This window comes from Nonomuraea sp. NPDC050404 (assembly GCF_040655495.1).
In the GTDB taxonomy this organism is placed as follows: domain Bacteria; phylum Actinomycetota; class Actinomycetes; order Streptosporangiales; family Streptosporangiaceae; genus Nonomuraea.
The window spans coordinates 345,072-363,077 of record NZ_JBFAKB010000013.1 but is presented as its reverse complement, the minus strand read 5'-3'; the positions used below and the strand labels follow the sequence as shown (position 1 = coordinate 363,077).

Below are 18,006 nucleotides of genomic sequence, written 5' to 3'. Positions count from 1 at the left end.
ACTCACCTCCACCTGTCGCTCAGCAGGCGGTGCAGGATCGCGGACAGGTGGGTCGCGTGGGCCCGGCGGCCGTGTCTGGCGGCCTGTACGGCGACGGCGACGAGGTTGCGCTGCTCGGTGTCCAGCCAGCGGCGGGCGGACTCGGAGTCGGCGAGGTTCGGCACCAGCCTGACCGGCCTCGGGACGCCGGGCGCCCGGTGCGGCACGGCGGGGTGCAGGGTGCGCATCGCGGTGGTGGAGGCGGCCACGTAGTAGTCGGACAGCCGGCCGAGCGCCGCCCCGCCGTCCCGCCTCGCGTCCTGGGCGGGCGTCAGGCTGGTGGCGTAGGCGCGCAGGAGCGCGTGCATGGCGTACCGGCGGGGTGAGGTGGGGTGGAGCAGGTGGGCGCGGGCCAGCGTCTCCAGGTCGCGCCGCGCCGTCGCGAGCCCGGTGTCGGCCAGGGCTGCCGTGGCGTAGGCGTCGAGGTCGGCGCCCGGGTGCAGGCCGAGCAGCCCGAAGGTGCGGACGACGCGCGGCCTCAGGCTCCGCAGCGACCAGGAGAACACGGCGGTGACTGCGGTACGCGGATCCCCACCGGCGTCGAGCAACTCCAGCCACGACCGCGCGCCACCCACGACTTTCGGGGTACTCGTGACGACCTCCGCGATGCTCGGTGCGGGCAGTGGTGTGGCCGGATGGGCGGCGGCGAGTTCGGCGGCCACCCGCAGGGCCAGTGGCAGCCGGGCGCACCGGTCGGCGAGGGCCGTCAGGTCGCCGGGCCCGGTGTCGGCACGCGGGCCGAGCAGGCGGCGGAGCAGGGTCAGCGCGTCGGCGGGGGAGAGCAGCCCGAGTTCGAGGCGGCGTGCGCCGTCCCGGGCGACGAGCCCGGCGAGGCTGTCCCTGCTGGTGATCAGGACCCTGCTGGGACCACCACCGGGCAGCAGCGGCCGGACCTGCTCGACGGACAAGGTGTTGTCCAGGAGGATGAGCAGCCGCCGCCCGGCGACCTCGGTGCGGTAGCGGGCGGCCCGCTCGTCGGGGTCCAGGGGCACGGCGGAGGCGGGCACGCCGAGCGCGGCCAGGAACCGGGCCAGCGCGTCGGCGGCGGCCATCGGCGGGTCCGGGTCGTAACCGCGCAGGTTCACGTAGAGCTGCCCGTCCGGGAAACGGCCGCGTACCCGGTGGGCCCAGGCGATCGCCAGCGCGGTCTTGCCGACCCCGGCGGTGCCCGACAACACGACGGGTGCGGAACGGTCGTGGACAAGCATCTCGTCGAGCGCGGTCAGCTCCGCGGACCTGCCGGTGAAGGTGGGCACGTCCGCGGGAAGCTGCGCGGGCACCGACGACGATCGCGGCTCGGAGATCCTCACGGAGGCGTTGAGCGCCGGGTCCGCGGTGAGTGGCACCGGGTCCGCAGCAGGTAGGGCCGGGTCCGCAGCGGGTAGGGCCGGGTCCGCAGCGGGTGGTGCCGGGTTGGTGGTGGGGAGGGCCCGGTTCGCGGTGAGCAGGGCCGGGTCCGCGGTGAGTATCGCGTGGTGCAGGGTCTGCAGCGCGTCGCCGGGATCGAGCCCGAGCTGGTCGCTGAGATGACGGCGGGCCCCCTGGTACGCCTGCAACGCCTCGGCCTGCCGCCCGCCCCGATACAGGGCGAGCATGAGCTGACCCCAGAACCGCTCACGCAGCGGATGCCCGGCCACCAGCTTGCGCAACTCCGCGACGACCTCGTCGTGCCGTCCCAGGCCGAGATCGGCCGCGATGTGGTTCTCCACCGCCCGCAACCGCAGCTCGGCCAGGCGCGTGGCGTCCGGCCTGGCGAACGGCTCCTCCGCGAACTCACCCAGGGCGGGCCCCCGCCACAACGCCAGGGCGGCGTCGAGTTCGGCGCGGGCCCGCCCGGGATCGCCACCGGCCAGCGCGGCGGCACCCGACGCGGCGAGCCGCTCGAAGCGCTCCGCGTCCAGCCCGTCAGGGCCGACCCGCAGCACGTAGCCGCCGTCCCGGGTCAGCAGACGTGCCCCGGCCGCGCGCAGGACGTTGCGTAACTCCGAGACCCGCACGTGCAGCATGGCCCCGGCGGTGCGCGGCGGCGCGTCGCCCCACAACGCGTCGGTCAGCTTCGCGACGGACACGACCCGCCCCGCGTTCAGGAGCAGCGCCGCGAGCAGCCGCCGGTGCCGTGGCGCGCCCAAGGTGATCACGGCCCCGTCGTGCACGGCCTCCACCGGTCCCAAGATGCGAAATTCCACCATCATGTCCCCCGTGCCCCGGGCAGGCGATCGGCCGGACGCGCCTGATCTCCCGGGCCCCCATTGGTTCTTCGTACACGGAGCCCGGCCGGATCACCGGAAGGGTCTCGATAAGGATTCCCGAAGGGGGCCCACGTAGCGTCGCCGACGTCAATCGAGGAAAGGGTGGGAGATGAACGACGACGTACAGGCATCGGGGACGGGCTCCCCACGCACGGGCACATTACTCCGCAAGATCATCTACGCCGCGGTCGCGCTGGTGGTCTGCGCGGTGACGGTGTTCGCCGCCGGCACGGCGCAGGCCGCGGACGGCGCGGGGCTGAGGCCCGGCGACGTCATCTGCACCGACCGCACCCTCACCGACGGGGAGGTGACGGCGTACGGCCACGCGACCCCGTCGGCGCCCGTCACCTGGACGATCCGCGCCTCCGCCACGGTCGGCGGGCCGGAGACCGAACTGCTGCGCCGCACGGTGTGGGAGCTGAAGACGGTACGCGTCAAGTCGCCGGACCCCGGCCCGTCGTACTACCGCACCTGCCTGGCCAACACCACGGACCGGACGCTCGACTACCGGGTGCTCTTCTACGCCCCGCCCGCCCCCGGCATGCAGAACGGGGTCGGACCGCATACCGCCACCCTCGGCACGGGCGGCAAGGCGTGCGGCGAGTGGGCGGCCGGCTGGTTCGAGCTCGACTACCGGCTCGTGGGGACGTCCGACGTGCCGGTCCGGTACGCGATCCGCGTCGCCGACGGTGACGGCAACGTCCTGCGCGAGTTCGACCTGGACACCGCCGCGTCCATCGACCGGGTCCTGAGGCCACCGGCGACGGAGAGCTACGAGGTGTGCGTGACCAACACCTCCTCCCGAGCCGCCAACGTGAGCTGGGAGCTCGCAGCCGTCTGAAACGAACATCGGGGGACTCGTCCGCCCGGGCCGCCGCACCCCGCGGCCGACCTGGGCGGACGCCTGGCTTGAATCAAACGTTTTAGTTGGCCTCTAGCACGCCTCTTAGGCCGCGACTAGGCGAAATCTCTAAAACATGTTAGAAAGATGCCGCCCGAACGGCCCCCTACGGCGATCGAGAGGCCACATGAGCACGAGCGAGTCCACCCCTCCGGCGCCGCTGACCGCCGCCATCGACATCGGCGGCACGAAGGTGGCCGGTGCGATCGTGGACGCGCAGGCCGGGCTGCACGGACTCGTCGAGCACCCGACCCCGGCCGCCGGCGACGCACGGGCGGTGTTCGCGGCGGTGGCGGCCGTCGTCGCCGACCTCGGCGCCCACCCGCTGTGGGCACGTACGTCCCGCCTGGGCGTGGGCAGCGCGGGCCCCGTGCACGTCGCGGAGGGCGCGGTGAGCCCGGTGAACATCCCGAGCTGGCGCACGTTCCCGCTGGTCGCGGAGCTGCGGCGGCTGCCCGTCCTCATCGGCAGGTCCATCACCCTCAGCGGCGACGGCGTGGCCATCGCCGCCGCCGAGCACCGCCACGGCGCCGCCCGCGGGCACCGGAACGCCCTGTGCATGGTCGTCTCCACCGGGATCGGCGGCGGCCTCATCATCGATGGGTCGCCGATCACCGGCGTCACCGGCAACGCCGGGCACATCGGGCACATCAGCGTCGACCTGAACGGCGCCGCCTGCGCCTGCGGCGGGATCGGCTGCCTCGAAGGCATCGCGAGCGGCACCTCCATCGCGCGATGGGCCCGCGAACAGGGCTGGCGCGGGCAGGGCGGAGAGAGCGCCAAGGAAGTGGCCGCGTCGGCCCGTCAGGGCGACCCGATCGCGCTCGCCGCCTTCGACCGGGCGGCACGGGCGCTCGGCAGCGCGATCGCCTCGACCGCGACCATGCTGGAGATCGACCTCGCGGTCCTCGGCGGCGGCGTGGCGGAAGCCGGCGACCTCCTGCTCGACCCGCTGCGCAAGCACTATCTGTCCTTCGCGGCGCTGCCCTTCGCCCGCCGTGCCGACATCACGCTCGCCCAACTGGGGCACAAATCTGGACTGATCGGCGCGGCGGTCCTGGCCGCCGACGCCGACCGGCTGATGTGAACCCGGATCCCCTAGGAGGGCACTGATGAGCACGACATTCGGCGCGATCGGCAGCGGCCGGCGCACCCGTTTCTTCCTGCGGCTGGCGGCGGCACTGCCGGACCGGCTGCGGGTCAGCGGCATCGTGACCCGCAGCGCGGAGCGCGGCGCCGAGGTCACCGCCGAGTGGGGCGTACCGACCTTCCGTACCGTGGATGAGCTGCTGCGGCACGAGCGGCCCGACTACGTGGCCGCGTCGGTGCCCTGGGCCGCGATGCCGGACGCGATCCGTGAGACGGCCGGCCACCGGATGCCGGTGCTCGCCGAGACGCCGCCCGCGCCCGACCTGGCCGGGCTGCGCTCCCTGTGGCGGGACGTCGGCGGCACCGGCCTGGTCCAGGTGGCCGAGCAGTATCTGCTGATGCCGGGACACGCGGCCCGGCTGGCGGTCGTGCGGGAGGGCGTGATCGGCGAGCCGACCTCGGTCCAGGTCTCCTCGACCCACCTGTACCACGCGGTGTCGCTGATCCGCGGCCTGCTGGGCGTCGGGTTCGACGCCGCCGAGGTACGCGCGAGCGCGTTCGAGGCGCCGCTCGCCAACCCGCTCAGCTTCGACGGCTGGACCGGCGACGACACCCCGCAACGGCTCACCACGACCATCGCCACCATCGACTTCGGCGGCCGGATGGGCCTGTACGACTTCACCGACAACCAGTGGTGGAACCCGCTGCGGATGCGGCGCATCGTGGCGCGCGGCTCGCTCGGCGAACTGGTGGACGACCGGGTGGTCCGGCTGGCCGACCCGAAGACGCCGGTGGAGTCCCTGCTGATCAGGCGGGACACCGGTGTGGACCTCAACCTGGAGGCGCGCGACCTGCGGCACATCAGCTTCGACGGGCGGGTGGTCTACCGCAACCCGTTCGCGGGCTCGTCCCTGTCCGACGACGACATCGCGGTCGCCGACATCCTGGAGCGCACGGGCGCCTGGGCGCGTCAGGAGGCGCCGGCACCGTACCCGCTGGCAGAGGCCTGCCAGGACCACCTGATCAGCGTGGCCATCGGGGAGTCGGTGAAGAGCGGCGGCCCGATTGCCACCGGCAAGGAGGACTGGGCGGGCTGACACGGCGGCGGGCGGCCGTCCCGTCATCGGACGCGACGGCCGCCCTTGCGAGCGTGAAACGGTCAGCGCTTGATCGTGCCCCGGTACCCGACCGGGCCCTCGCCCTTGAACTGGGCCGACCCTGAGAACCGGTTGCCGTCCTCGAAGAACGTGACCGACCCGTTGCCCTGCGCCGAGGCCCAGGAGATCTGCGTGCCCGTGGTCGGCATGCCGGTCTGGGGAACCACGCCGTCGCGGTTCTGGATGACGATGGTCAGGTCCGCGTCGTCGTGCCAGTCGGCGTTGGGGCCGCCCCACTGAATCTGTGTCTTGTACGTGGCCATGGTGCGCCCCTCCCTTGTCGATGGATCGGCTGCGCGGCGACTCACCGACTATCCGGCGTCGTTGTGAGGCGGTCAATCGCCTGCTGCCTTCTGACCGCTTTAGGACACATTCGGTGCCAACCCAAACGAGTCAGGGGAACCGGCTGGCCTGTGTGTTTGACGGGTCGTTTGGGTTTAAGGAGGTAACTGAGAATATCTGCATGGGTAAGTCTGCTTCCGTCTGGACGCCTGCCAGAAGCAGTGGGTGCCGGATTCTGGCCGATTTATCCATGAACGGAAACGAGAGCACGTGAATACTCAAATGCGGCAAGCGCGCCGTGCGCGGTACGCGGCCCTGGCTCTGACCGGCGCGGTCGCCAGCGTCATGTTCCTTCCTCTGGCCACGGGCACGGCCGGCGCGACCGCCGGCTTCTCCACCGTCCAGGCCGGGGGCCCGCCGTCCGAGCCGAGGCCGGCCCGGTACGTCTCGCGCGAGAAGCCGGTCCTGCACAACCCGCGCTGGCGTCCGCCGAACATCGACGTCTACATCCACAACGGCAACGAGTCCCGTAACGACAGGCGCCACAAGGACCTCAAGCACGAAGACGTCAAGCCGGACCCGGTCAAGGACGACAGTCCCGACAAGGTCGACAAGGTCGACGACGACGTGAAGTACGAGCCGGACAAGCACGAGAACGACAACGACAAGTGGTGGTGGCCGGAAGAGCTGAGCTAGATCGTCATTCGTGATCGATCGCTCGGCGGGTCATCGGGGGCCGCCCCTGTCCAAACGACAGGGGCGGCCCCTTTTCGGCCTCCCACAGCGGGTTCCCACAGCGGCCTCAGCCGTCCTCCCCCTGGCCGGCGGCGGCGATCGCCACCCGGTTCCAGGCGTTGATGGCGGCGATCGTCCACAGCAGGTGGGCCAGCCGCACCTCGTCGAAATGTTCCCGCGCCGCCGCCAGCACCTCCCCGGGCACCCCCGCCGCCGCCACCAGCGTCATCCGCTCGGCCAGCTCCAGCGCCGCCCGCTCGGCCGGCGTGAACGACTCGCTCGCGCGCCAGGCGGCCAGCACGCGCAGGCGGCCCTCGTCCTCGCCGGCCGACAACGCGGCCCGGGTGTGCAGGTTCAGGCAGAACGCGCAGCCGTTGATCTGGGAGACCCGCAGCCGTACGAGCTCGGCCAGCAGCGGATCCAGCCCGCCGGCCGCCGCTCCGTCGAAGGCCGTCATCGTCTCGAACACCTCAGGCGTGGCCGCCACCAGGTCGAGACGCGACGCGTTCAACCCTCCTCCGGCGGCCGGCGGCCCTGCACGGAGTAGAACACGCACGACGTGGCCCGGAATCCCGGATGCGCCAGCAACGCCCGCACGTCCGCGAGCTGCCGGTCGGTCATGCCCTCCGCGACGAAGCGGTCGCGCAGTTGCCGCGTGTGGTTCGAGATCAGGTGCACCCCGGGCGACCGCGCGTCCCACGGCTCCACATGCGGCCACGGGTCGATGTCGACCAGCCCCGCCCGCCGCATCGCCACCGCCGCGTTCCGCCCCCACGCCGGGTCGGCGCCCGCCCGCAACATCAGCCTCCGCTTCGCCTCCAGGAACGTCTCGTACAGTTGCCGCGCGGCGGGGTTCGGCATCAGCAGCGCGGGGCCGTAGGTGATGTCGAACTCGTCGAGCTGCAGCACGCCGCCCGGTTTGAGCGCCCGTACCAGCCGGTCCAGCACGGCCAGCCGCTCCGGCATGAGCCACAGCACCAGGCGGGCGTGCACGAGGTCGAACTCCGCCTCGGGCAGCCGGTCACGCACGATGTCATGCCGTACGACCTCCAGGCCGTCGGCGGGCGGGATGTGCTCGGGATCGAGGTCGGTGGCCACCACGCCGCCCGTCGGCGCCACCCGCCCGGCCAGCCATCCCGCGACGCTGCCGCCGCCCGCGCCCACCTCCAGGCACCGCCACCCCGGCGCGACGCCCGCCTGTTCCAGCCGCGCGATGGTCATCGGATCATAGGCGAGTGCCAGGCACCTGTGCTGCTCGGGCACCTGCTCGAACGACCTGTCGAAGACAGGCCGCGACACGGTTGAGGTCATCGCCGACTCCTCTGCATGGTGTTGGTGTTCAGTTCTGAGCGGGTACGGCCGACTCCGCCGCGACCCGGGCCAGAGTGCCCGCGCACACCTTGCCGGTCGGGCCGAGCGGCAACTCGGGCAGCACCACGAAACGCTCCGGCAGCTTGCGCAACTCCATCCCGCGTTCCTCCCGCAGGAAGGCGATCAGGGCGGCGGGCGACGGGGCAGGGGCGCCCTCGCGCGGCATCACGCAGGCACACATGCGCTCGCCCAGGTCGGGGTCGGGGACCGGCACGCAGCAGACGTCCGCGACATCCGGATGGGCCCGCAGCTCCAGCTCCACGGCCAGCGGGGAGAGGCTGACACCGCCCCTGATCACCACCCGCTTGAGCCGGTCCACCACCCACAGCGTGCCGCCTTCGCCGATCCGGCCCAGGTCGCCGGTGCGCACCCAGCCGCCGGGGGCCCGGTAGCGGGCGTCCAGCTCCGGCGCTCCCACGTAACACAGCGGCGTCATCGGGCCCAGCGCCCAGATCTCCCCGGCCGTGCCGTCGGGCACCGGCCGCCACTCCGCGTCGCGGACGCTCACCTCCGCCACCGCCGGATCCGGCGTTCCCGCCAGCCCGGGAGCGTACGTGCCCGGATCGCGCCCGGTGTGACAGTTGACGCCGTCCGTGGAGCCGTAGACGTTGATCAGCGGCAGCCCGAACCGCCGCGCGCACGCCCGCCGCACCTCCTCGAAGATCGGCCCCGCGCTGGACACGACGGCACGCAGCGACGACAGGTCCGCCGCCACCTCGCACGCCGCCATCCGGCGCAGCATGGTCGGCACGCCGAACACGTGCGTGGGCCGGTCCCGCTCGATCGCCCGCAACGCGTCCGCGGCGTCGAACCCGGACCGCAGCACCAGCGTCCCCCCGTGCCGCGCCAGGATCACCGGCGTGCCCAGCGACCCGTAGGAGGAGGCCAGGGAGACCAGCAGCAGGTCCCGGCAGGGGCCGGTCGCGCCGCGCAGGGCCGCCAGGTAGTTGCCGCGCCCGCCCGCCATCGCGTTGTGCGAGTAGGCGACCATCTTGGGGGAGGACTCCGATCCCGACGAGATCAGGATCCGGGCGGGGGCCTCGGCGTCCGGGCGGGCCGGCCGCCAGTCCGTGTCGCCGTGGTCGTCCAGAGCTTCGGGTTTCCACACCTCACGCAGGTACGGCAGGTCGTCGGCCGCCATCTCCGCGTCCGTGATCAGGGCTCCGGCGCGTGAGCGGTTCAGCAGGCAGGAGATGTCGGCCATGCCGCGGGTGTGCGGGATGGGCAGCGCCACGGCGCCGATCGCCGCTATCGCCAGTTCGGCCACCACCGCGTCCCGGCCGTTCGGCAGCAGCACGGCGATGATGTCCGAAGGCCCCCAGCCGTTCCCGGCCAGCGTCGCCGCGGCCCGCCGTACCCGGGCGTCCAGGGCGGCGTAGTCCAGCGGGCCTTCCTCGTCGATCACCGCCTCGCGCCGGGGCGCGGATCGTACGTGTGCGCTGAACAACGAGTACAGGTCCCGGTCCGGGCACAGGCCCCGCTCGGCCCAGCCCGTTCGCAGGGCGCGCGGCACGAGGTCGGCCAGCACCACCCCGTTGCGCGAGGTCCACGGCCCCGCGTCCAGGTTCTCCATCAGGCCGCCTCCTCGCACTGGCGTACGGTCACGGGAACGAAGCTCCAGGGGGCTCCGCAGTAGGTGGCGTCGCCGTCGGTGTCGAACACGGCGGAGAAGGCCGGGTCGGCGGCCATCACCGCCAGATCGTGTACGGCCCCTGCCTGGCCGATCCGCCACGGTCCTTCCTCGATGGAGGTGGTGTCGCACATGAGCGCGGCGGCGTCGATCAGCGCCGTCTCGGACCGTACCCCCGCGCCTGTCAGAGCCCGTGCCAGCAGCGCCGCCACGACCCCCTCCGCGCTGATGAGCGCGCCCAGCACGTCCGTGAGCGTCATCAGCGAGGGCGCCGGTGGCTCGCCGGGCGCGGTCAGCAGCGCCCCCACCCCGCTGTATGCCTGCACCAGGTAGTCGGTGCCCATCGGCTGCGGCTCGGGCAGCACGTCCGCCCACCCTCCCGCGTGCGCGTGCACCAGCGACGGGTGTACGGCGGCGAGGTCGGCGGGTTCCAGCCCGAGCCGCGCCGCCCGCCCCGGTGGCCAGTTCTGCAGGAACACCTCCGCTCCGGCGATCAGGCGCCGCGCCTCCCGGCGTCCCTCCGGCGACTTCAGGTCGGCTTCGACGGCGCGCTTGTCCCTGTTCAGTGCCTGGAACCGGGCAGAGCATCCGCCTGCCATGGGTGGCACGCCGCGCATGGGGTCGCCGCCGGGCGGTTCGATGCGCACCACGTCCGCGCCGAGCAACCGCAGCAGGTGCCCGGCCAGCGGTCCCTGGATCCGATTGGTGGCCTCGACCACCCGCAGCCCGGACAGCGGACCGCGGGCACCCGGGCCGAGCGGCGGCAGGGTGGGCGCGGTGCCGGGGTCGAGCGGCGGCCGGGTGGGCGCTGCGTTGAGGTCGAACGGCGGCCGGGCGGGGGTGAGGTCGCCGGTGCGCAGGTCGCGGAGCCGCCACGGTGAGGCCGGGATGGCGAGCCGGGTGATCTCCTGCCGCACGGGGAGGATGCTGACGCCCGTGGCCCGTGCGGCGACGGTCAGGTTCTCGTAGGCCAGCGCCGATGCCGTCGCCCCGAGCGAAGCGGGCAGCACGCAGGCGGCGGTGGCGAACCGCTGCTGGAACGGCGGCCACCCGGCTCCGATCGCCGCGAGCCCGGCGCCCAGGGCCGTCCAGAACCGCCGCCAGTTCTCGGCGTCGAACGTCTCGATCTCGAACCACACGCCGTCGGCCGAACGGAACGGCGGATCCTGCCGCATGCCGTTCGGCATGCCGATGGCCGCCCGCCCGTCCCAGTCCCGGCCGGTCGCCGTGGCCGTCGCCACGTACTGCCCGACGGACAGTAAGGCCGCCTGGGCCACGGAGGTGCTCGCCGCCAGCGCGGGGCCGCCGCGCAACAGCGCCAGCACGCCGGCCGTGACCGCCTGCGCCGCGAGCACGCCGGCGCACATCGACGCGTAGTCCAGCCGCAGCGCACGCGGCCCGCCCGTGGCACGGCCGTGCACGTGCATGATCCCGCAGGCCGCCTGCACGTCACGCTCGCCGCCCATGAGCACGTCCACCGGCCCTGACCAGCCGATCCCGCACTCGGGCAACGCGCCACCCGTGCCGGCGCCGTACGGAACGCGGGTGACCCCCAGCCATCCCGCCGGCGCCCCGGCGGGCGGGGATCCGGTGCCGCGCGTGACCGCGCAGCCCAGCGCGCGCAGCCGTGCGGCGGCGACGAGCAGCGCCTGGGAGTCGCCCAGCGCGAGCACCCCCGCGCCGCTCAGCGGCCGGGCGACGGTGACGCGGCCGGGAGTGATGAGCCGGGCGTTCGGGTTCACGTCCACCGGCCTGTCCCGTACGTTTCGCGGGCCTCGCCGAGCCGTTCGCGCAGCGCCGCGCGGCGGACCTTGCCGGTGCCCGTACGCGGGATCTCGTCCCAGGTACGCACCACCGGATCGGCCAGCTTGGGCAGGTCGGCGGTGGCCCGGTGCCAGGCGTCCGGGTCGAGGAGGCCGTCCTCGGTGACGACCACCGGCAGCGACGGCCCGCCGGGAACGCTCAGGATGACGCATTCCAGCACCTCGGGCAGGCGGTCGTCGATCACGTCCTCCAGTTCGACGCAGCTGCCCTCGGGGATCGCGTCCGCCTCCCGGTCCACGAAGCGCAGCCGGCCGCCCAGGGTCAGGGCGCCCACGTCGCCGGTGTGCCACCACTGCCCGGCCCGCTTGCTCTGCCAGCGCTCGGGCTCGCCCACGTACCCGAGGCACAGCGCCTTGGTCCGGCAGAGCACCAGCCCGTTCGCGCCGCGCGGCAGCCGGCGCAGCGTCTCCGGATCGACGACGCGCAACCGCGTGCGGGTGGGGACCGGCCGGCCCAGGTCGCGCGTGGTGGGATGCCGGTCGTGCCGGGCGGCCATCGCCCGCCGCGTCAGGAAGCGGAACGTCAGCGGCCCGGTCTCGCTCTGGCCCCAGCCCTGCATCCAGACCGGGCGGGGATGCCGGGTGGCGTTGAGGAACGCCCGCACGGTGGGCGGGTGCATCGCGTCGAACGTGCTGATGAACAGCCGTACCCGGGCGAACGGGCCGTCGTCCTCGCCGTCGGCGTGGCGCTGCCAGCGGACGTACGTGGCGGGCTGCGCCTCCAGCGTCGTGGGCCGGTGCCGCTCCAGGAACGGCCCTGCCTCCGCCCAGTCGCCGGACGAGACGGCCAGGAGCCGGTCCGGGGCCAGCCAGAGCACGCTCGCGGTCCACGCCAGCGCCCGCCCGTGCGCGAAGGAGACGGCACTGGCCACCGCGTCGTTCGGGCGGCTGCCCAGCAGCGGCCAGCGGTGCGACTCGAAGCCCGCCAGCCGCCGCAGGAGAGTACGCGTGGAGTGCACGACGAGTTTGGGCACGCCGGTGGTGCCCGAGGTGTGCATGATGGCGACCGGGTCGTCAGGCCGGGGGCGGTACGTCGGCGGGGCCGGATGCCCGCGCACGTCGTCCAGGCACAACACTCCCAGGCGGGCCGCGTCGTCGAGGACCAGGGTCCTGGGGGCGACGGCGGCCAGGTTCGTCCCGGCGGTACCGGCGGTGCCCAGCAGCGCCGAGTCGGTGACGAGGAGCGCCGGGTCCAGCCGTACGATCAGCTTCTCCAGCACGTCGGGGGCCAGATGCGCGGACAGCGACACGGGCACCGCGCCGATGCGGGCGGCGGCGCAGGACAGCAGCGCGTAGTCCCAGTGGTTGCGCTTGGCGATGACGACCCGCTCACCGGGTCCGGCCCCGGCCGCCGCCAGCCAACCGGCCGCCTCCTGTACGAGCCCGGCCAGGCGGGGGATGTCCAGGTCCGTCCCCAGTTCGGGGGCGATGTCCAGCGGGCGGCTCAGGTGCACGGTCGTGGCGTGGCGGCGGTCGGCCAGGTCGTCGAAGAGCGTGCCCAGGTCGATGGGTTTGGTGAAGAAGGCCAACTTGATCACTTCCGGGGGTATTGGAACCGGGCTCAGCAGCCGGGGGACAGGTGGGCGAGCACTCGGCGGGCGGCGCGGGCGGCCGAGGCGACCGCGCCCTCGCTGCACGGGCGCAGCGCCACCCAGTCGCCCGCGTACTCCACCTCCGACGGCGGGTCGTGCTCGAACGCCGCCCGCGACTCCAGTGCCCGCGGCGACGCCTCGGGCAATCCGTGCGGGAAGCGGTGGACGTACGTGTGCGAGATCCGCGCCGCCAGTCCCGGGACGAACCGTTCGGCGGCGCAGACGAGCCGGTCCACCACCTTCTCGTCGGGCTCGCCGATGAGCTCGGCGGTGCCGGGCGGTGAGGTGATGAGCGAGATCAGGCCGTACCCTCGCGGCGCCCGTCCCGGGTGCTTGTGGTGGTCCACGGTGATCACGTTGAGCAGGGGATCCTCGGTCGCTGGGATGAGGGTGGCGAACCCGCGCCGCACCCCGCGCGGCGCCATGGGCCGGTCGAGCAGCAGGCTCAGCCGGAGCATGGGCGCGTAGCGGCAGGCGCGCAGGTGCGCGCGCCGGGTGGCCGGGGCGTCGGCGTGCAGGTCGGCGGCGATGGGAGCCGGTACGGCCAGCACCGCGGCCCGCGCGACGACGTCACCGCCCGGCGACTCCAGCAGGACGCCGCCTGCGCAGCGCGTCACCCGGGTCACGGTGTGGCCGGTGACGACGTCCAATTGGGCGGCGAGCGCGCGGGAGAGGGTGTCCATGCCGTCGCGGTAGGTGTGCCAGGTGGCGGTGCTGCCCGACGCCACGAGATGCGCGGCGAACGGGGCCGCCGCCGACTGCGCCGGATCCCAGCCGAAGAAGCCGGAGACCAGCGGATATACGAGGCGGTCGCGCAGGTCGGGGTGGTAGCCGCTCATCAGGTCGGCGATGGTGACAGGGCCCGGCGAGTGGCGTTCGGGGCTCAGCGGATCGCGATCGGGGCTTAGTGGATCGCGATCGGGGTGGCCGTGGCTCGGTGGGACGCGTTCGGGATGGTCGGGGTCCAGTTCGCCGAGCCTGGCCAGCCTCGCCTGGAGCCGCACCAGGTCGAGGCGGGCGTGGAGCCCGAGTCCGGCGCCGGTGAGGAGGCCGAGGGGGCGGCCCGCGTTCGGCCGGGCCCGGCCGCCGCGCCACACGGCCAGGGCGTCGCGCACCCTTGGGACGGCCGACGGGTCGGTGTCCAGGCCGAGGGCGGTGATCAGCCGCCAGGTGGCCGGGTAGCCCGCCGAAGAGGGGATCATCTCGGCTCCGGTGTCGATCAGGCAGCCGTTCGCACGCAGGGTGCGCGTCCGCCCGCCCACCTCGCCGGCGGATTCCAGCACCCGTACCGTACGGCCCGCCCGTGCCAGCGCGTACGCGGTGGCGAGCCCGGCGGGTCCGGCGCCGACGACGGCGACGTCCACCTCGGGAGTCACAGGGAGATCCCGGAGAGCGCGGGCGCGGCCAGGTTCGCGGTGATCAGCAGGGCCACCATCACCCTGTGCGTACGGATCGCGGTCCTGCGACCCCGCAGGATGTCGCCGCGCCAGAACCCGATCACCAGTTGCCGCACCCGCAGCACGAACACCGGCGCCAGCAAAATCGGGAACCACCACGGCGCGACCCCGGCGACCGTGGCGCCCACGACCAGCAGGCTCTCCACGGCGGTCAGCGTGACGACGAACGCGCGGTTGGCCGCCGCGGGCAGCGCCGCCGCCACGGTCCGCCGCCCGGCGGCGCGGTCGCCCGCGATGTCGTTGGTGTTGGAGTAGAGCCCGAAGATCATCGGGCCCCACCCGAACAGCACCGCCTGCACCACCACGAAGCCGCCCGCCTCACCGGCCAGCAGCCCGTACGGCGCCAGCACCCAGCCCACGCCCAGCCCCGCCAGGAAGAGCTCCTGGAACCCGCGATAACTGATCTTCAGCCCCCACGAGTACTGCACCGCCGCCACGAGACAGACCGCCACCAGGGCGATCGCCCACAGCGGCCGGTACGGCGCGAGCGCCACCGCCGTGGCCCACAACCCCGCGCTCGCCACGGTCATCGCCCACGCGAAGCGCAGCGCCTGGGCCTCGGTCAGGGTGCCGGCGACGAGCGGCTTGCGGGCCAGGCGGCGGCGGGCGGCGTCGGAGCCGTAGTTGGCGGCGTCGCTGCCGTCGCGGTGGCCGGTGATGTCGTCGAAGGCGACCATCGCCGCGACCGTGGTGATCTCGGCGAGGAGGATGAGCACGAGCAGGCCGAAGGTGGCGGGCTGGGGGCGCACGGCGGGCGTGAGCAGCGTCCACACCAGCGCCAGCCCGAGGTAGTAGTCGTAGATGTCGAGCTTGGCCAGCCGAGCGTAGGCAGCCAGGGTCGCCTTGGGCGGGCGGCCGGTCGGGTCAGAGGCGCCGGTCGGGTCCAAGCTGCCGGTCGGATCCGAGGTGCCGGTCGGGTCAGGGGCGCTGGTCGGGCCAGGGGCGGCGGCAGGGCTGGAGGTGCCGGCAGGACCGGAGGTGTTCGCAGGGCTGGAGGTGCCGGCGGTGCTGCTGGCGGGGCTGGGGGTGTCGGCGGTGCTTGGAGGGCTGGGGGTGCCGCAGCGGGCCGGGCGGCCGGCGGGCGGGGGCTTGCGGTCGCTCGGCGGCTTGCGGTCGGGGGTTGGTTTGGGGCCGTCTGCCGGTGTGCGGTCGGTCGTGGGCGTTTGGTCGGTCATCGGGCCTCCCGGGACTCGTGCGCGAACGCGCAGACCGCGTCGGAGATGTGCGCCACCTGCCGGTCGCTCAGCTGCGGATGGAGCGGCAGGGAAAGATTGCGCCGCGCCGCCGACTCGGCGTTCGGCCAGGACGCGCCGCCGGGCGCGAACGGCGCGAACGCGGGCTGGGCGGGCAGGGTACGCGGGTAGTAGACGTGCGTCTCGACGCCCTGCGCGGCCAGGTGCGCGGCGAGCGCGTCGCGGTGCTCGGCGAGCAGGGTGTAGACGTACGGGAAGCGGCCGTCCCCGCCCACGGGCGGCGCCACGATGCCGAGCTCGGCCAGCGGGGCGAAACGGGCGGAATAGCAGGAGGCGATCTCGGTGCGGCGCGCCAGCCTCTCCGGCAGCCCGGCCAGCCGGTGCAACTGGAAGGCGGCCATCACCTCGTCGAAGCGGCTGTTGAGCCCGATGCGGTGGTGGCGGAAGCGGTGCCTGCCGTCCTGGCCGTGGTTGCGCAACATCCGTACGCTCGCCGCCAGCCCGGGATCGTCGGTGATCACCACCCCGCCCTCGCCCGGCATGCCGTACGTCTTCACCTGGACGAAGGAGTAGACACCCGCGTCGCCCCAGCGGCCCGCCGGCCGCCCGCCGAGCATGCCGCCCTGCGCCAGCGCCGAGTCCTCGATCAGCCGCAGGCCGCGCCGGTCGGCCAGCTCGCGCATGCGCGGCATGTCAGACATGACGGTGAACATGTGGGCGGGCATCAGCGCCTTGGTACGCGGGGTGACGAGCGCCTCGGCGGCGGCCGGGTCGATGGTGAGGCGTACCGGGTCGATGTCGGCGAAGACCGGCCGGGCGCCCGCGTCCAGGATGGTCGCGGCCAGCGGGGCGCAGCCGAACGCCGGCACCACCACCTCATCGCCGCGCCCCACCTCCATGGCCCGCAGCACCAGGCTGAGCGCGGAGGTGCCGCTGGAGCAGGCGATGACGTCGCCCGCACCCAGCAGGTCACGCAACTCCCGCTCGAAGCGTGCCGTGTGCTCGCCCAGGATGAACTTCTGCGCCGTTCCGGTGCCGACGGCGTACAGCGTCTCCAGGAGCTTGTCGCGGTCGCTCTCGAACAGGTCGGACGCGAAGAAAGGGACGGTCATCGCGCCGCCCTCCCGGTGTAGAAGGCCGCGATCCGGTCGCACACCCGGTCCACGTCCGCGTCGGTCAGGCCGGGGTGCAGGGGGAGGGCGAGGGCGGACGCGCAGGCGGCCTCGGCCCGTGGGAAGTCGCCGGGGCGGTGGCCCAGGTGGGCGAAGCAGGGCTGCAGGTGCAGGGGGACCGGGTAGTAGATCTCGGTGCCGATGCCGTGGGCGGTCAGGTGGGCGGCGAGGGCGTCGCGGTCGTCGGCCTCGATCTGGTGCACGTAACAGACCCGGTTGCCGCCGGGGTGCGGAGGGACCGCGCCGGGCACGGCACGCACGCCCCGTACCGCACGCAACCGCTCGTCGTAACGCGCCGACAGCTCGGCCCGGCGGGCGATGGCCGCGTCGAGGCGGGTCAGCTTGGCGAGCAGGACGGCGGCCTGGAGGTCGTCCATCTTGCTGTTGCAGCCGGGCAGGACGGTGGCGTTGGCGATGGCGGGGAAGTTGTCCAGCGTCCGGCCGCCGCGCCCGTGGTGGCGCAGCGCCCGCGCGGTCTCGGCGATGGCGTCGTCGCCGGTGATCAGCGCGCCGGCGTCGCCGATCGCGCCGAGCGTCTTGGCGGGGAAGAACGACAGCACGCCGCCGGTGCTGAGCAGCCCCGCGTGTACGCCGTGCAGCCGCATGCCGATGGCCTCGGCGCTGTCCTCCAGTACGAGCAGCCCGTGCCGCCCGGCGACCTCGTGCAGGCCCCGCAGGTCGGCCAGCCGGTCGAACAGGTGCGCCGGCATGACCATCCGGCTGCGCGGGGTCACCACGGCCTCCACCGAACGGGGGTCGAGGCCGTAGCCGTGCTCCTCGATGTCGGCGAAGACCGGTGTCCCTCCGGCGAGCACCACGGAGGAGGCCGTCGCGATGAACGTGTAGGCGGGGACGATCACCTCGTCGCCGGGACGCAGCCCGGCGGCGCGCAGCAGCAGCACGAGCGCGTCGGTGCCGGAGTTGACGGCGACGACGTGCTCGGCGCCGGTCCAGCGGGCGAGCGCCTCTTCCAGCCTGGCGACCATCGCGCCGTGCGAGAACTTGCCCCGATCCAGCACCTCGGCGCAGTTGGCGCGGATCTCCGGCCACAACTCGGCGAACTCGGCGGCCTGAGTGAAGAACGGAACGGCCCCCGTCGTCTTGTCGCCGGTCGCGTAGCCGCCGGAGACCGCGTCGCCGGTAGCCTTGCCGTCGCCGGTCGTGTCACCGGTCGCGTGGCCGTCACCGGTCGCGTGGCCGTCGGAGGTCGCGTGGCCGTCGGCGGTCGCGTCGCGGGTTGCTCCCTCGGGGGTGGCCTTGTCGGCGGGTGCTTCGTTGGGGGCGGCCGGCGGAGGAGAGAGTGTTTTCTCCAAGAG

At 73.7% G+C, this 18,006-nt stretch carries 15 protein-coding genes; 4 read left to right on the top strand and 11 right to left on the bottom strand.

Features of this window, described 5'->3' with window-relative positions:
* Positions 1-2 precede the first annotated feature (2 nt).
* Complete coding sequence (locus AB0I81_RS34405; RefSeq protein ID WP_360665324.1) at positions 3-2,201, bottom strand: BTAD domain-containing putative transcriptional regulator; 2,199 nt, start codon at positions 2,199-2,201, stop codon at positions 3-5.
* A gap of 196 nt (positions 2,202-2,397) precedes the next feature.
* Between AB0I81_RS34405 and AB0I81_RS34400 the strand changes: the two genes are divergently transcribed.
* The 3 genes from AB0I81_RS34400 to AB0I81_RS34390 all read left to right on the top strand — a co-directional run bounded on the left by AB0I81_RS34400 (position 2,398) and on the right by AB0I81_RS34390 (position 5,375).
* Positions 2,398-3,129: a hypothetical protein gene (locus AB0I81_RS34400; protein WP_360665321.1), complete on the top strand. Its 732-nt coding sequence runs from the start codon at positions 2,398-2,400 to the stop codon at positions 3,127-3,129.
* A gap of 187 nt (positions 3,130-3,316) precedes the next feature.
* A complete protein-coding gene (locus tag AB0I81_RS34395) occupies positions 3,317-4,276 on the top strand; it encodes an ROK family protein (protein WP_360665319.1) in 960 nt (319 codons plus the stop codon).
* A gap of 25 nt (positions 4,277-4,301) precedes the next feature.
* Positions 4,302-5,375 carry a Gfo/Idh/MocA family oxidoreductase gene (locus tag AB0I81_RS34390; protein WP_360665316.1) on the top strand — a complete coding sequence of 358 codons (1,074 nt, stop codon included), beginning with the start codon at positions 4,302-4,304 and terminating at the stop codon, positions 5,373-5,375.
* Between the two features lie 62 nt (positions 5,376-5,437).
* Here AB0I81_RS34390 and AB0I81_RS34385 read toward each other — a convergent pair whose 3' ends face one another.
* A complete protein-coding gene (locus AB0I81_RS34385) occupies positions 5,438-5,698 on the bottom strand; it encodes a hypothetical protein (RefSeq protein ID WP_360665313.1) in 261 nt (86 codons plus the stop codon).
* Positions 5,699-5,999: 301 nt separating this feature from the next.
* On the opposite strand from AB0I81_RS34385, the gene AB0I81_RS34380 reads away from it, so the two are divergent.
* Complete coding sequence (locus AB0I81_RS34380) at positions 6,000-6,413, top strand: hypothetical protein (protein WP_360665310.1); 414 nt, start codon at positions 6,000-6,002, stop codon at positions 6,411-6,413.
* 106 nt (positions 6,414-6,519) lie between these two features.
* Here AB0I81_RS34380 and AB0I81_RS34375 read toward each other — a convergent pair whose 3' ends face one another.
* The 9 genes from AB0I81_RS34375 to AB0I81_RS34335 are packed head-to-tail and all read right to left on the bottom strand — an operon-like array spanning position 6,520 to position 18,003.
* Positions 6,520-6,963, bottom strand: coding sequence for a carboxymuconolactone decarboxylase family protein (locus AB0I81_RS34375; RefSeq protein ID WP_360665307.1), 444 nt, complete (start codon positions 6,961-6,963; stop codon positions 6,520-6,522).
* Positions 6,960-7,763 carry a methyltransferase domain-containing protein gene (locus AB0I81_RS34370; protein WP_360665304.1) on the bottom strand — a complete coding sequence of 268 codons (804 nt, stop codon included), beginning with the start codon at positions 7,761-7,763 and terminating at the stop codon, positions 6,960-6,962. Before AB0I81_RS34370 ends, AB0I81_RS34375 begins: the two co-directional genes overlap by 4 nt.
* 28 nt (positions 7,764-7,791) lie before the next feature.
* Positions 7,792-9,396: a class I adenylate-forming enzyme family protein gene (locus AB0I81_RS34365; protein WP_360665301.1), complete on the bottom strand. Its 1,605-nt coding sequence runs from the start codon at positions 9,394-9,396 to the stop codon at positions 7,792-7,794.
* Entirely contained in the window at positions 9,396-11,201 is a 1,806-nt protein-coding gene (locus AB0I81_RS34360) for a CoA transferase (protein WP_360665298.1), read from the bottom strand. Before AB0I81_RS34360 ends, AB0I81_RS34365 begins: the two co-directional genes overlap by 1 nt.
* Positions 11,192-12,814: a class I adenylate-forming enzyme family protein gene (locus AB0I81_RS34355; protein WP_360665295.1), complete on the bottom strand. Its 1,623-nt coding sequence runs from the start codon at positions 12,812-12,814 to the stop codon at positions 11,192-11,194. Before AB0I81_RS34355 ends, AB0I81_RS34360 begins: the two co-directional genes overlap by 10 nt.
* A 23-nt stretch (positions 12,815-12,837) precedes the next feature.
* Positions 12,838-14,244: an FAD-dependent oxidoreductase gene (locus AB0I81_RS34350; RefSeq protein ID WP_360665292.1), complete on the bottom strand. Its 1,407-nt coding sequence runs from the start codon at positions 14,242-14,244 to the stop codon at positions 12,838-12,840.
* A complete protein-coding gene (locus AB0I81_RS34345; protein WP_360665289.1) occupies positions 14,241-15,500 on the bottom strand; it encodes a UbiA family prenyltransferase in 1,260 nt (419 codons plus the stop codon). The genes AB0I81_RS34350 and AB0I81_RS34345 overlap by 4 nt, the downstream gene beginning before the upstream one ends.
* A complete protein-coding gene (locus AB0I81_RS34340) occupies positions 15,497-16,630 on the bottom strand; it encodes a DegT/DnrJ/EryC1/StrS family aminotransferase (RefSeq protein ID WP_360665287.1) in 1,134 nt (377 codons plus the stop codon). The genes AB0I81_RS34345 and AB0I81_RS34340 overlap by 4 nt, the downstream gene beginning before the upstream one ends.
* Positions 16,627-18,003, bottom strand: a complete 1,377-nt coding sequence (locus tag AB0I81_RS34335) for a DegT/DnrJ/EryC1/StrS family aminotransferase (protein WP_360665284.1) — start codon at positions 18,001-18,003, stop codon at positions 16,627-16,629. Before AB0I81_RS34335 ends, AB0I81_RS34340 begins: the two co-directional genes overlap by 4 nt.
* Between the last annotated feature and the right edge of the window lie 3 nt (positions 18,004-18,006).